General features: G+C 48.5%; 10 protein-coding genes and 1 pseudogene. 1 reads left to right on the top strand and 10 read right to left on the bottom strand.

What is annotated here, in order from left to right; translation table 11 throughout:
* Positions 1-152 precede the first annotated feature (152 nt).
* The 6 genes from NQ534_RS10380 to NQ534_RS10355 form a co-directional block, all read right to left on the bottom strand.
* Positions 153-800: a helix-turn-helix domain-containing protein gene (locus NQ534_RS10380; RefSeq protein ID WP_006862112.1), complete on the bottom strand. Its 648-nt coding sequence runs from the start codon at positions 798-800 to the stop codon at positions 153-155.
* Positions 781-1,458 carry a DUF3990 domain-containing protein gene (locus NQ534_RS10375; RefSeq protein WP_040783299.1) on the bottom strand — a complete coding sequence of 226 codons (678 nt, stop codon included), beginning with the start codon at positions 1,456-1,458 and terminating at the stop codon, positions 781-783. Before NQ534_RS10375 ends, NQ534_RS10380 begins: the two co-directional genes overlap by 20 nt.
* A gap of 258 nt (positions 1,459-1,716) precedes the next feature.
* Complete coding sequence (locus tag NQ534_RS10370) at positions 1,717-2,844, bottom strand: AI-2E family transporter (RefSeq protein ID WP_040783374.1); 1,128 nt, start codon at positions 2,842-2,844, stop codon at positions 1,717-1,719.
* A gap of 86 nt (positions 2,845-2,930) precedes the next feature.
* Positions 2,931-5,216 (bottom strand): hydratase, encoded by a 2,286-nt coding sequence (locus NQ534_RS10365; RefSeq protein WP_006862116.1) that lies wholly within the window; start codon positions 5,214-5,216, stop codon positions 2,931-2,933.
* Positions 5,217-5,319: 103 nt separating this feature from the next.
* The gene (locus NQ534_RS10360; protein WP_006862117.1) at positions 5,320-6,411 is read right to left on the bottom strand and encodes a PucR family transcriptional regulator; all 1,092 of its coding nucleotides are present in this window, start codon (positions 6,409-6,411) and stop codon (positions 5,320-5,322) included.
* Positions 6,412-6,660: 249 nt separating this feature from the next.
* Complete coding sequence (locus tag NQ534_RS10355) at positions 6,661-7,410, bottom strand: DUF4143 domain-containing protein (RefSeq protein WP_006862118.1); 750 nt, start codon at positions 7,408-7,410, stop codon at positions 6,661-6,663.
* Positions 7,411-7,574: 164 nt separating this feature from the next.
* On the opposite strand from NQ534_RS10355, the pseudogene NQ534_RS10350 reads away from it, so the two are divergent.
* Positions 7,575-8,967 (top strand): annotated as a pseudogene (locus NQ534_RS10350) (transposase).
* Between the two features lie 236 nt (positions 8,968-9,203).
* Here the strand turns inward: NQ534_RS10350 and NQ534_RS10345 are convergent.
* The 4 genes from NQ534_RS10345 to NQ534_RS10330 all read right to left on the bottom strand — a co-directional run bounded on the left by NQ534_RS10345 (position 9,204) and on the right by NQ534_RS10330 (position 14,207).
* On the bottom strand, positions 9,204-9,806 hold the full coding sequence (locus NQ534_RS10345; protein ID WP_006864301.1) for an ATP-binding protein: 603 nt from the start codon (positions 9,804-9,806) through the stop codon (positions 9,204-9,206).
* A 258-nt stretch (positions 9,807-10,064) separates the two neighbouring features.
* Positions 10,065-11,111 (bottom strand): substrate-binding domain-containing protein, encoded by a 1,047-nt coding sequence (locus NQ534_RS10340; protein WP_006864303.1) that lies wholly within the window; start codon positions 11,109-11,111, stop codon positions 10,065-10,067.
* Positions 11,108-12,703, bottom strand: a complete 1,596-nt coding sequence (locus NQ534_RS10335) for a helix-turn-helix domain-containing protein (protein ID WP_006864304.1) — start codon at positions 12,701-12,703, stop codon at positions 11,108-11,110. The genes NQ534_RS10340 and NQ534_RS10335 overlap by 4 nt, the downstream gene beginning before the upstream one ends.
* A complete protein-coding gene (locus NQ534_RS10330; protein ID WP_006864305.1) occupies positions 12,681-14,207 on the bottom strand; it encodes a sensor histidine kinase in 1,527 nt (508 codons plus the stop codon). Before NQ534_RS10330 ends, NQ534_RS10335 begins: the two co-directional genes overlap by 23 nt.
* Position 14,208 lies beyond the last annotated feature (1 nt).

Raw genomic sequence — 14,208 nt, 5'->3', positions numbered from 1 at the left:
GTATATTTATTATAACAAAAAACGGCGCTCTTGAAAGTGCCGTTTGTGTTATCTTTTGCCTGCGGTTGTATAAAGTAGTTACTGTTCACGCCGGACATTATATAAGCATAAAACCTTTTCCTGTTTTATCTCTTTTCCGGACCTTCTGCCAGTTACTCCGGAACATACTCTATAAGATTCTCCACGCTGCAGCAGAGAACCTTTGCAAGTTTTACCAGATACTCTGCCTGCGCCCTGTTAATGTTTTTTTGTCTCTGTTCATACTGCTGGATTGTCCGAAGAGGAATGCCGGCGTATTCCGCCAGCTCTCTCTGCGTCAGTCCCGCACGTTTCCGCAACAGTTTCAAATTTGTATCCGGTTTCGCCTTACGGTACAGTTCATTCATTTTATCAACAAATTGCCGGATATCCATCTCATGGTATGGAAAATACAATTCCTGTATTTCTTTTATCGGAATGTATCTTGTGATTTCAGAAAATGAAAGCGCCGTATACCATTGATAATAGGCAAGCGACCAGCCTGTCCAATATTCTTCGCTCCGGTTCATCGTATACTGCGGTTTTTCAAAAACCCTGTTTTCCCCTATGGTCCCAAGAACATCATACGCCAGCTCAACGCCCGATTTTCCGGCAAGCACTGCGGAATCGCCATTCTCAAACCACCGCGCCATTGGCGATTTCAAAAACAAGTTAAAAAACGACGTTATATCATATCCCAAATCATGTACGGCATAGTCAAGCATTCCCGCCAGCACCCTGCGCGCACTTTCCAGGTATAGTTCATCGTAAGCGCGAATCATCAGCTTTCATCTCCTCATCCATTATCTGAATAATATACAGATCTCCCTTCTGCCGCCGGTTTCTCTCAATATCAAAGTATTCTCTCCGGGCTGCCCTGTCACGCAGCTCTTTTTTTTGAAACCAGATATCCCTGCCAGCGGTTTCATACCCCAGAAACCGGAGTTGTCCAAATGCCTTTTTACTTTTTAGTACAAATTGTTGTCCCAGCTTTCCAAGATACATGGCATTTCTGAGCTGGCGATAAGAAATCGTTCCATTAATAAAATCCTGTGCAAATGAAAAATAGCTGTCATCGGCGCGATATCCGATAATAATATCATAACTTTGATAGTCTGTAAAAAAATTCTTTACGATATATTCCTTCGCCTCAAGTGCCAGACCCGAAGGAATATAAAATTCCCGATTCTGAAGTAATATTGCCAGCCAGTGCAGGATGCAGAATTGCTCCGCATTCAAGTCAAGAATTCTTAAATCGTCGCAGCAAATTTTGTACTGATTTGCATACCCGTCCTTTTCTCTGCCGACGCCCCATTCCTTTGCCATTGCGATATCTTCTGTGCAGTAAAATCCCTGTCCGTAATCATTATATGTCTTTCCGGCGCCATACAAGGGTTTTTCAATAATATGGTCTGAACCATGATATATCAGTTTTTCCATCACAAAACACCTCTTTTCACACCAATTATACTCCCAAAGAAGTAGTTCGTCAATTTTTATCTGACACTCCAAAAATAGCACACACCTTTGCCCAAATATATACCTGCTATAATATGCGCCCGCCGCGCACAAAACCCTCTCACATCCAGCTTTCGCCTTCCGCAGGAGGGTTTATGTAAATCATATTTCATTTCTCAGTCAAACGGCTTTGCAGCCCATATCCGTTTCCCCGTCTGACAGATTTATAAGTTACAGTTATTACACATCTGCCGGCAGTTCTGCCTTTGGCGCCTTCCGGACATCCTCTCTCAGGAGCTGATAGACCGTTGCCGCAATCGGAACGCCAAGAAGCATTCCGCCGATGCCCATAATGCCGCCTCCGATGGTAACGGCAGCGAGCACCCACAGAGCCGGCAGACCGATAGAAGAACCCACCACGCGGGGGTAGATCAGATTTCCCTCCACCTGCTGCAGCACGGCAATAAAAATGAGGAAAATAATTGCTTTGGCGGGGGATACCGTCAGAATCATAAACGCGCCCACGCCCGCTCCGATATAAGCGCCCGCAACCGGAATCAGCGCGGTGAAAGCAACCAGCGCGCCGACCATCGCCGCATAGGGCAGGCGCATCAGAAGCATTCCCACTGTGCAGAGCACGCCAAGGATGACCGCCTCCGTGCACTGTCCGACAATATAATTCCGGAAGCAGTCGTTCATGACGCTGAAAAAGTGAAGGCACGTTTCATATGGGCGCTTCTTCATGTAGCGGCGCATCAGACGCTTCGCCTGGCTTCCCAGCTTTTCCTTCCCCAGCAGAAGGTAGATGGCAAATATAATTGCCATAAAGAGCGTGACAAGCCGCGATACCGCCGAAGACACAACGCTGATTACCATATCCATCACATTTCCGATGCCGGAGAGCAGCCCTTTTACCAGCTCCCCGATTCTCGACTGCCAGTCCACATTCGAAAAGGCATTCATCACATCCTCCGGCAGTACATCGAGCTTTTCAACCGCTTCCACCAGATCCTCCATCACACCCGGAAGAGTGGAAAGAATCAGTTGTATGCAGGAATAAAGCTGCGGAACGACCAGACCGATAACCAGCACTATAATTGCCGCCAGCGTTGCAAACGCAAGCACCATACAGACGGGACGTCTGCTTTTGCCGATAATCGCACGGTCCGAATGCACAAAAAACCGCTTTTCGTAAAAATCCATCAGGATATTGACAATATATGCCACAGCGCAGCCCAGAATGAGCGGTGTCGCCGCCCCAAGCAGCGCTGCCAGCAGACTGGCGGCATTTTTCCAGTAAAAAATACACAGATACAGAACAAATATACTGACGCCTGCCCGAAAGCAAGTCTTCCATTCCAGCTTCATATCGCTCACTTCTCCTGACTGCTCCGGCAGCCGTTTTGCCCTGCCCCGGAAATTTCTTTTATAAAACCGTTTTCCATCTTCCCGCTTCAGCGTCTGTAATAATTGATCAGACATCCGTCCAGGATAATGGTCCGCTCGTCATCCGTCATTTCGCCAAGCTTTAAGGTAAACTCCTTCATGGTATCGCCAACCACAAAAGCCTCCACCTCCGTGGCTTTGTTTTCCACCGCCTCACGGATATCCGGGATAAACAGATAATCGCCGTTCTTAAACGGAAGCTCGCCCTCATCAATGAGGAAGGGCAGCATACCCCAGTTAATCAGATTGGAGCGGTAACGCTTTGTCGCATAGCTGTTGGCAATATTTGCCCAGCCGCCCAGCACCTTCTGGCAGGAAGCCGCCTGCTCACGCGCAGAGCCGTCGCCCGGCTTTACGGCAAAAATCGTGCTGCCAAAACCGGTATTCTTCTTGCATGTATCCGGGAAGGTTTCTTTTATCTTCTGCATCACTTTGCAGATTTCCGGGAACGCCTCGCCGATGCACTCGCCTGCCTCGCGGGCTTTTTCCACCTTCTGGATTTCCTTCGCGCGTCCCACATACGCCGGATCCTTTCTGGAGAGCGTGAACTCTGCCAGACCGAGCGGGTTGGAACGGTAGGAGGAGGTCTCGCCGGACGGAATCAGTTCATCCGTCGTCGTCACCGGGTCGTGAATCTCAGAAACCACCTGCAGCACCAGATTCTGCGTAAGCTGCGGCATCGCCGGCCAGTCCTTGATATTCGGACCAAACTTAATCTCCACGGACGGGTCCGCCACGCCCTTGCTGTCAAATACGCGGTTCTTATAAATCGTGCTGTCAAAGAAATACTTCGGGTTCGTAAAGTGCGCATCCACATCCGTCGCCGCCGTCAGATAACCCTTATTTGCCGCCGTAGCCGCAATCGAGCGCGCGTCCATCAGCGCGACAGAAGAAATCTGTCCGCTCTGCAGCTTGCTTCCCTCGCGGTTCGGGAAGTTTCTTGTAGAATGACGGATACTGAACGCATTATTTGCCGGCGTATCGCCCGCGCCGAAGCACGGTCCGCAGAAAGCAGTCTTTACGATGGCGCCGGTCGCCATCAGATCAGCCAGTCTGCCGTTCTTCGCAAGCTCCATATAAATCGGCGTGCTCGCCGGATAAATGCTCAGCGTAAATTCGTCCGCTCCGATAGAAGCGCCCTTCAGAATGTCCGCCGCCGCACAGATATTTTCAAATCCGCCGCCCGCGCAGCCCGCAATGATTCCCTGATCCACATACAGTCTGCCGTCGCGCACCTTGTCGCGCAGCTTAAAGTCAACCGCACCGTCAAGGCTCACCAGCGCGCGCTTTTCCACATCCGCCAGAATGTCGTCCAGATTTGCGTTCAGCTCCTCGATCGTGTAGGTGTTGCTCGGATGGAACGGCATCGCAATCATCGGACGTATCTCGGAAAGGTCCACATAAATCATGCCGTCATAGTAAGCAACGCTGCCCGGCTGCAGCTCCTTATAATCCTCCGGGCGCTCGTGAATCTCATAAAATTCCTTAATCGTGTCGTCCGTCTTCCAGATGGAGGAAAGGCAGGTAGTTTCCGTCGTCATAACGTCGATACCGATACGGAAATCTGCGCTTAAATTCGCAACACCCGGTCCCACAAACTCCATTACCTTATTATTTACATAACCATTGGCAAATACCGCGCCGATAATCGCCAGCGCCACATCCTGCGGACCCACGCCTGTAACCGGCTTTCCAGTCAGATATACGCCGACCACCTTCGGCATGTTGATATCATACGTCTTGCAGAGGAGCTGCTTTACCAGCTCCGGACCGCCCTCGCCCATCGCCATCGTGCCCAGCGCACCATAGCGGGTGTGGGAATCGGAACCAAGAATCATTTTGCCGCCGCCTGCCAGCATCTCGCGGGCAAACTGGTGGATAACCGCCTGATGAGGCGGAACATAAACGCCGCCGTACTTTTTCGCGCAGCTAAGACCAAACATGTGGTCATCCTCGTTGATGGTGCCGCCGACCGCGCAGAGACTGTTGTGACAGTTTGTCAGCACATAGGGTATCGGAAATTTCTCCAGCCCCGACGCGCGCGCCGTCTGGATGATGCCCACAAACGTGATGTCGTGGGAGGTCAGCTTATCAAACTTAATCTGCAGCTTCTCCATATTTCCGGATACATTGTGGCTCTCCAGAATGTCGTAGGCAATCGTCGCCTTCGCAGCCTCCTCTCTGGATACTGCGCTTCCTGTGCGCTGCGCAATGATTTTCTGCGCATCCGCATTATCTTCAATAATCTCAGCGCCGTTTACCAGATAGGCGCCGCCGTCATACAATTTTATCATAATCTTCCTCCGTTTTTATCCTGCGCTCCAGCGCAATCTTTCGCAGGGCGCTGTCCGCCTCCTGCCCGCGGGGTGTCCGCTATCCGCAAAGATGCAGCCGCCCTTAATATTCTTCCCGCTCCATGTACTTCATGTAATTGGATACCATGAGCGCGATGCGGAAAGTCAGCGCATCCTCAAACACACGCACATCCAGCCCGGTGCTCTTCTGCAGCTTTTCCAGACGGTACACCAGGGTATTGCGGTGTATGTAAAGCTGTCTGGAGGTCTCCGAAACGTTCAGGCTGTTCTCAAAAAATTTGTTGATTGTCGTCAACGTTTCCTCGTCCAGCGAATCCGGAAGCTGCCGTCCGCCGAACACCTCATTCATAAACATTTCGCACAGCGGAAGCGGAAGCTGATAAATCAGACGACCGATGCCGAGCGTATTGTAAGCGATAACTTTTTTATCCTCATAGAAAATCTTTCCTACATCCAGCGCCATCTTCGCCTCCTTGTAGGATTTGGAAATGGAGCGGATCTCATGGATAATCGTGCCGTAGGCAACCCGCACCTGCGACATCGCCTCGCTGTTTAACATATCCAGCAGCGTTTTCGCCACCTGCTCCGCCGCCTCGTAGTCCTCGTCTTCCTCCAGCTCCTTCACCAGAATGATGCTCTTTTCGTCCACCGCCGTGATAAAATCGCGCGGATTTCCGCCAAACATCGTTTTTACCAGCTCTCGCGCGTTGATATCCTTCTCCTGGCGCGTCTCAATCAGATAAACAATGCGCTTTGCTTCAATATCGATGTGAAGCTTTTTCGCGCGGTTGTAGATATCCACCAGCAGAAGATTGTCCAGCAGAAGATTCTGGATAAAGTTGTTTTTATCAAAACGCTCTTTGTATGCAATAATCAGATTCTGAATCTGGCTGACGCCGATTTTGCCGATCATGTAGGCGTCCTCGCCATTGCCCCGCGCTACCAGAATGTACGCCGGAACGCCGTCGTCCAGAATTTTGAAAAAGTGATACCCCTGCATTACCTGGCTGTCCGCCGCTGAATTTACGAAAAACTGAATCGCCTCGCGCTGGACGTCATCCTCCGGCATCGTGGAAGCGACAACATTTCCCTCTAAATCCGAAACGCACAGATCAATTCTTGTGATCGCGCGCAGTTCATCTATGGATGTCTGTATTACCTGCCCTGAAATCATGTGTTCCCTCCTGACATTATGTCGTTATTACTATCTTTATGCGATGAATTTTATTACTTTCATTTTATGATAAATCATTTTTTTTATTTTCGCAACTGCTAACTGCCCTTCCAGAGGCAATTTCACAAAAATTTTACTAACTACTCAGCCATGCGTCAAATATCAGAAACAAATGCGTCATAGTAGTTGCAAATTTTAAGCCATGCGGCAAATATCAGAAACGAATGCGTCATGCCTGCATAACAGATTTTATGGTGTGCCCGCGCGCTCCTTTAAATACTGGTTTAAATAGCTAATATTATAAAGCGGAAAATTAGTGAGCCAGTCCTGTTCCATGAAACCGGACATGGATACCCTGACGGCATTCTTCACCCCATACTTCTGTACAAAAACCTTCAGACTTTTTGCCTGCAGATTTTCCTCTGCCTTGACTTCCAGCGGAACGATACATTCATCTGTCTGAATCAGAAAATCCACCTCAGATGTGGCATTTTCCGCCGTCCAGTAAAAGATATCATTTTCCGGCTTAACAATCAGCTGCTGTAAAACATATTGTTCTGTCAAAGCCCCCTTAAATTCTTCAAAAAGCCTGTTTCCTTCTAAAATAATTTTTGCATTCAGACGCGACATGGCGCCTAACAGACCAATATCCAGAACGAACAGCTTAAGTGCCGAAAAATTCTGATATGCTCTGAGTGGAAAATCCGGTTTTTTCACCCGATTGATCCTATATACTAATCCCACATCCATCAGCCATGTAATGGCTACCTCATATTCCCTCGCCCTCGCTCCTTCACGGATAAGTCCGTATATAAACTTTTTATTTTCTTTCGCAAGCTGCGCCGGAATGGAATTCCACAACATTCTGATTCTTGTAACAATTTCCTTTGGAGCATGCTTGGACAAATCGTTTTCATAAGCAAACAGCAGCCTGTTCTGAATGTCTCTTACGCTATTTACATCTCTGTTTGTCACAAATTCCAGTACAGCCTCCGGCATCCCTCCAACATAATAATAATACTAGGCGTTTGCGAAACGCCACAGCCCGCATAAAATCGGGCTTTTTTCTTTGATAAAACAGAACAACTCCTCACAGGTTTGTGGTAAAATTTAAGTGACCAAACAAAAATCAACCATATCCACCTGAAAGGAGTTGTACCTATATGATACCATACAATCAGCTTTCTTTGGCAGATATTTTTTCAGATTGCCAGGAAATTTTTGAATCTGACAGACCTCAGTTTCTGTCCCTCTTACAACAGCACATTGACCTTGATGAAATTGTTCCTGCTTCTTTCCGGAAGCATTTCTATGCATCAACGGGCAGATCCCGTAAATACCCTCTGAACGCTTTTTTATGGGCGCTTATCATCCAGCGGATTTTTTCTGTCCCTACTGACTCCCTGCTCCTTGTTTTCCTTCAGTATTCCCGGCATCTCCGTGAATTCTGTGGTTTCAACAAGGTTCCAGATGCTTCTAAAATCACCCGGTTCAAGCAGGATTTTCTTGAAGATCTGCAGCTCCTTTTTCACCACCTGGTCGATCTTACTGAGCCAGTCTGTCAGGCAATCGATTCTGCCAGGGCTGATATGACCATCTTTGATTCCTCTGGCATAGAGGCCTGGGTTACGGAAAACAATCCCAAATATTCCAACCGTATTATCAAACAGCTCAAAGCATATGCAAAGACCATGCATTTTGATCAGAACTATGACCCTTACAAGGCTGCTTACGGCTCCATGCCTTCCCATGCTGCCGCAAATTCCGATATTAAGCAGCTTTACATTGACGGGCATTTTTGTTATGCCTACAAATTTGGCATTGTCACAAATGGTCTGGGCATTGTCCGGCATATCGACCTCTACAATAAGGATTTTTTTGATAAGCATCCTGAAATTATTCCTGGAAAGAAGTCCGGTTCTCCGGATGAGGATAAATCGGTCCATGATGCCAGGCTGCTTATCCCTACTTTACAGGACCTGTTTGCTGCACATCCCCTCATCAGCCCGGATATTTTTTTAGGAGATGCCGCCTTTGACTCCGCCAGACTTTATAAAGAGCTTCTTTCAGGAGACACCTTTGGCATGGATGCTGACGGTAATGGCATTCACTTTCAAAAAGCCTACATCCCATTAAATTCCCGTTCCGGACTGGAAAACAGTGACTGTTCCGTAAATGAAAATGGGATCCCCTGTTGTCCGGATGACCCATCCCTTCCCATGAAATATGAAGGGACCAGTAAGCGGAAGAACGGCATTGTGCGCTATAAATTCAGCTGTCCAAAAGTCAGATGGGAAAAGAATCCTTCCACAGGAAAATATCACCGTGTCTGTCACTGTGACACTCCCTGCACATCTTCACCATGCGGAAGAATGGTATACCTTTACCCGGAAAAAGACTTCCGTACTTATCCCGGCACTGTGCGTGGGACTGAAGAATGGAACGATACATACAGGATCAGAACCACTGTGGAACGCTCCATCAGCCACTTCAAAGACAGCTTTGGGATCGCCGGCCGCAAGACGCAAAATGAGAAAACGCTTCATGCTGATCTGATCCTGGCCGGCATCACACAGCTTATCGGAGTGATTCTGGCTGATAAGATCGAACAGCATCAGTACATCCGAAGCCTTAAACCCCTAATTGCATAGAAGTTACTATTTTTAAAACAAGTTTTTTCATTTCCCTCTATAAATGCGCCCATTTCCTGTTCAATTCCAACTTATATCATGATCCACCATGTTTTTCCGTTCTTTTCAATCTCAGATATTCTAAACTCCCAAGCTTCGGCACTAATTAGAGCTATATCCGGAACCTGTTTCGCAATTACCTAAATAATAATACTTCAGGTAGTCGGTGTACTTTGTTTTAAAAACCCGCATCATATCCGTATCATTCCTGTCTAATATTTCCAACAGCTTCTCTTCTTTGCATGCCAGCAAAAACTCCCGGAATGTCAATGGATACAAATCACAAAAATCAACTTTTCCTACCGGAAAGGAGGTTCCTTCATGCAGCGCAATTCCCAGGAGAGAGCCTGCCGCTATAATATGATACTGGGGTGCAATCTCCTGAAAATACTTCAGAGACTTTAATGCCCTTGGTATTTCCTGTACTTCATCAAAAATAATCAGTGTCTTTTCCGGTTCAATTTTAAATCCTACTTCTATTTCCAGCATTTCAATAATTCTGTCAATATCAAATGCTTCCCGGAACACCTCTTCCATTCGTTCATTTTCATCCATACTGATATAAGCACATTTCTCATAATACAGCCTGCCAAATTCTTTCATGATCCATGTTTTTCCTACCTGGCGTGCCCCGCGCAGCACCAATGGCTTCCTGTTGGCTCTGTATTTCCATGATTCCAGCAGCTTCATTGCTTCTCTGTACATTGCATCACCTTCCTGCTCAGGTCTTCTTAAGAATATTATACACAATCCACCCTCTTCTTACAACTCAGAATCACATTTTTCAAATGACTTTTCCTTGTATTTACACATTTTCCGAATGACTTTTTCTTGTATCATCACATTTTTCAAACAACTTGCATGATATTTTCTGTTTTGCTACGTACTTAGCACTCCCACATCTCCGCTTCGCTCCGGTCCGCGCTGAACGGATGTCCACCGGACATCCAGCGCCCTGCCATGCTAGTGAATATTCAGGTACACATCCTCCGCCCGGTGGAAACCGTCCTCTATGATGCTCTCGTCCATGTTTTCCGCGGTGACAGCCTTTGGCTCAATATAATAGCACGGCACATCGTAGGTTCCGTCAAAGGCGGTCCTTCCATCCGTTTCTTTTGTGATGTCCTCGTCCCGTCCGATTTTCACCGCAAATTCCGCCGCCTTCTTTGCCAGCTCCTCCACCGGCTTATATACCGTCATGGTCTGGGTGCCTTCCACGATTCGCTGGCAGGCGGAAAGCTCCGCATCCTGCGCCACCACTACCACCTTTCCGGCGAGCCGGTTTTCCGCAAGCGCGCGGATCGCCTGGCTGGCAAGGTCGTCGTTTCCGCACATTACGCCCACAATATCATCCGTCTGCTCAAGCCCCTCGTTTACCATATCATAGGCAAGCTCCGCCAGCCAGTTATCACAATAATTTGTGTACACAATCTGCAGACCCGTCCCGTCAATCGCTTCCGTAAAGCCTTTCACGACATCCTTTACATTATTATCCGTCGGAGAGCCGTTAATGGTAAAAATATTTCCGCCCTCCGGACATCTCTCTGCCAGCTCCTCGCCCATCAGCGTTCCCACCATCTCATTATCAAAGGAAATATACAAATCCGTATTGGCATTGTCTATCAGGCGGTCGTAGCTGATAATCTTTATGCCTTCCTCCTGCGCCTTTTTCATCACGTCCGTCAGGGCATCTCCGTCGATTGCGATGACCACAATGACATCCATCTTCTTTTTAATAAAATACTCAATCTGGGAAACCTGCTCCTGCACATCGCCGTTTGCCACCTGCACATTTACCTGCGCGCCCAGGCTCTGCGCCGTGGACACAAACATATCGCGGTCGCGCGTCCAGCGCTCAATCACAAAAGAATCAAAGCTCAGTCCGATCTGCAGCGGGATGTCCTGCTCCACCTGCTTCTCCTTCTCCTGCCCGCTGTAGCTGCAGCCCGCCAGCAGAAGCGTCAGCGCCGCAAAAAGCATTCCTGCCCGTATCTGTTTTCCTTTTTTCATCCGTAATACCTCTCTCTGTACTCCCTCGGCGTTATCCCGGTGTGCTTCTTAAAGATTCTGCTGAAATAATTCGGGTCCGTGTAGCCGCTCATCACACCGATTTCTTTAATGGAAAGCTCCGGATTTTCCAGCAGCTCCTTCGCCTTACCGATGCGGATATTCGTCAGATACTCCGTAAAGTTTTCTCCGGATTCTTCCTTAAATATCTTGCTGAAATAATACGGACTGACATTCACCTCTTTCGACACGTCGTCCAGCGAAATTTCCCGGCTGTAATTCTCCTGCATGTAGCTGCGCGCCTTCTCCACCAGCGATTCCGAGCGGTCCTCGTTTTTGTCGCGGATGCTGCAGCATGTCTGCATCATTTTTTCCAGAAACCAGGTTCGGATATCCTCATAATCCTCCAGCGCCATCACCGTATCCAGATACCCCCGGCGGGAATTAAAGCCATAATTTACCGCGCCCACATGAAACGCCTCACGCTCGCCCCATGTGACAAATTCCAGCACCTTCAGCCGGATATTGTTTTTGTCCTCCGGGTAACATTTCACCATCCAGTCAAAAAACTGGTTTGCCGCCGACACCATCGCGTTCAGATCCCCCTTCAGCAGCATCCGGAAAAGCTTGTTTTCCGTATCCACCGGAAAGGATTCCTCATAGGTGCCCTCCAGGCGCAGATCCTCCGCATGGACCACGCGGCTGATCTGGTCGCTGAGCGCGCGCACCGCCTCCTGGTAGGAGCCGCTCAGCTCCTCTATTCTGCGGATTTTACCGATTCCCACGCGGAATTTTGCATTCAGACGCTCCTCCAGACGGTTCGCCATCTCGCGCGCCGTTTCGATGATGCGTATGCGCTCATCATAGGAAATCTCGTCTCCGTCGTGCGGCACCGCGGCAACCACCCGGTTTGACATCACCGGTCCTGTCACACAATGAAAATAGGACTTAATAATTGCGCAAAGCTCCGGATAAAATTCCTGCGCCCGGACATTCATACCGACCGGGCTGATAAGCCTGCCGTTCTCCACCGATTCGCCAAACTGGATAAGCATCACGTAGCCATACTCTTCCCGGATATCCAGAAGCAGTCTGTAATACTCCATATCGCTGGCGTCGTTCTGAAACATCACATTATTCACAAAGCTGCTCTCCACCACCGGAACGATGATTTCCAGCTTCTCCTGTATCTGAAGCTGGTCGCTGCGCACCTTGCGGTTTTGATCCACCTTTTTCATCGCCTCTTCCACCACGGAAATAACCGTGCTCTTTGTGATGGGCTTCGTCAGATATTTTTCCACGCCCAGATTGAGCGCTTCCTTCGCATAGTCAAATTTATCGTATGCAGAAATCACATAAAATAATGCCGACGTGTTAAATTTCCTTATCTCCCGGATTGCCTGGATACCGTTGATACCCGGCATCTGGATGTCCATAAACACAATGTCCGGATGACAGATTTCCGCCTGTTCAATAACGATCCGCCCCGATTTCGCCGTCACTACCTCACACTGTCCGCCAAAATTTCTGGAAATAATATTTTTCAGAGATTCCAGCATAATTCCCTCATCATCAGCTATTAAAATCCGATACATCCGTTCCTCCTGCCTTTGTTTCCAGCGGAAGCAAAATCGTCACTTCCGTTCCCTTTCCCAGTCCCTCACTGTAAATGTCAAAAAGATTCTCCCGTTTATAATAAAGCTTCAGGCGGTTCATCACATTATCCAGACCGATTCCGGTGGAATCGCCTTCCCTGCGTTCCTGCCGTATGTTTCCGGAAAGCACCGCCTGTATCTGCGCCTCTGTCATTCCGGAGCCGTTATCCCGCACCGTCACGCGCAGCTGTCCCCTCTCGCGGGCGACCCGCAGCCAGATTCCGGCATTTTCCATGCGGTCGCGGACGCCGTGCTGCACGGCATTTTCCACGATCGGCTGCAGAAGCATACTCGGCACGCGGATGTTTTCCACATCCCCGTCAATTTCTTTTTTATAGCACAAATCCCCCGCATAGCGCACATTCAATATGTAAATATAGTTATCCACCGCCTCGATTTCCTCATAGAGATTAGCGTCCTCCCCCATTTTTCTCACATTATAGCGGAAGAGGTCCGCCATTTTTGATACGAAAACGGCTGTGCGCTCGGCGTCCTCCATTGCCGCAAGCTGCGCCCCGGCGTTTAGGCAGTTAAACAGAAAATGCGGATTAATCTGCGCCTGCAGAAATTTTAGCTGCGCGTCCTTCAAATGCGCCTCCATAGAGAGCTCGCGCTCCTTCATCATCGCCTCGTTTTCCATGCTGACGCGCTGCTTTTCAATATACTCCTTAATGCTGTCCACCATCTGATGGAACGCATTTGTCACAATGCCCACCTCATCATTGGCGACGACCGCCGGAAATTCCACTTCAAAATTTCCCTTCGCCACCTGGTTTGCCGCCACAGAAAGTCCTGTCAGCGGCTCAATCATGCTCCGTATGAGAACCACCGCCATAAACATGCAGATTGCGCCGACCACGCCAATCATAAGAATACTCATGATTTCCAGGACGCTCATCACCCGCAGAAGGACCTGATAATTGGCGGAATTAAGGTGAAAACGCAGGTTGTTCAGCTTGTACATATAAGAATTAATGTACTCGTAAAGCTGTGTTTCCTCCTCATAGAGCGACTTATATTTCTCCACGTTGCGCCCGCGCTTCGCCTGAACCGTATCGTTGGTGCAGGTAAGGTAGGTCTCCGACATATTGCGGATATTTTTCTCCAGCATTTTCACTTCGCTGTCCATGTTCTGGCTGTTCAGCCGCTCAATCATCGTCCGGTATTCCTGCTCATAGCGGTAATAATCCTCCAGCGCGGCGGAGCTTTTGGTGTTCAGATATTCATATACATTATCCTGAATCTGCTCCAGCGTCTCCGACAGCTCATTCACCGTCACATTACTGGAAAAAACGGCGTCGATGCGCTGCACCGTCCGGTTAATCTGCTGGTAGATAAACAGGTTCATCAGCAAAATGCAGACCATCATGAGAACCTGTGTCCAGATAATCTTGGTCTGGATGGATTTGTCCTTCCAGATTGTCCTCTTCAGATTTTTCCACATA

Source organism: Marvinbryantia formatexigens DSM 14469 (genome assembly GCF_025148285.1).
Classification (GTDB): domain Bacteria; phylum Bacillota; class Clostridia; order Lachnospirales; family Lachnospiraceae; genus Marvinbryantia; species Marvinbryantia formatexigens.
Note: the sequence above shows the minus strand (reverse complement) of the source record. Positions and strands in the feature narration are given on the sequence as shown.

Excerpts from the sequence above, each read along its gene's own strand:
- NQ534_RS10380 (WP_006862112.1), bottom strand. The coding sequence starts at position 800 with ATGATTCGCGCTTACGATGAACTATACCTGGAAAGTGCGCGCAGGGTG.
- NQ534_RS10375 (WP_040783299.1), bottom strand. The coding sequence starts at position 1,458 with ATGGAAAAACTGATATATCATGGTTCAGACCATATTATTGAAAAACCC.
- NQ534_RS10370 (WP_040783374.1), bottom strand. The coding sequence starts at position 2,844 with ATGAAGCTGGAATGGAAGACTTGCTTTCGGGCAGGCGTCAGTATATTT.
- NQ534_RS10365 (WP_006862116.1), bottom strand. The coding sequence starts at position 5,216 with ATGATAAAATTGTATGACGGCGGCGCCTATCTGGTAAACGGCGCTGAG.
- NQ534_RS10360 (WP_006862117.1), bottom strand. The coding sequence starts at position 6,411 with ATGATTTCAGGGCAGGTAATACAGACATCCATAGATGAACTGCGCGCG.
- NQ534_RS10355 (WP_006862118.1), bottom strand. The coding sequence starts at position 7,410 with ATGCCGGAGGCTGTACTGGAATTTGTGACAAACAGAGATGTAAATAGC.
- NQ534_RS10345 (WP_006864301.1), bottom strand. The coding sequence starts at position 9,806 with ATGTACAGAGAAGCAATGAAGCTGCTGGAATCATGGAAATACAGAGCC.
- NQ534_RS10340 (WP_006864303.1), bottom strand. The coding sequence starts at position 11,111 with ATGAAAAAAGGAAAACAGATACGGGCAGGAATGCTTTTTGCGGCGCTG.
- NQ534_RS10335 (WP_006864304.1), bottom strand. The coding sequence starts at position 12,703 with ATGTATCGGATTTTAATAGCTGATGATGAGGGAATTATGCTGGAATCT.
- NQ534_RS10330 (WP_006864305.1), bottom strand. The coding sequence starts at position 14,207 with ATGTGGAAAAATCTGAAGAGGACAATCTGGAAGGACAAATCCATCCAG.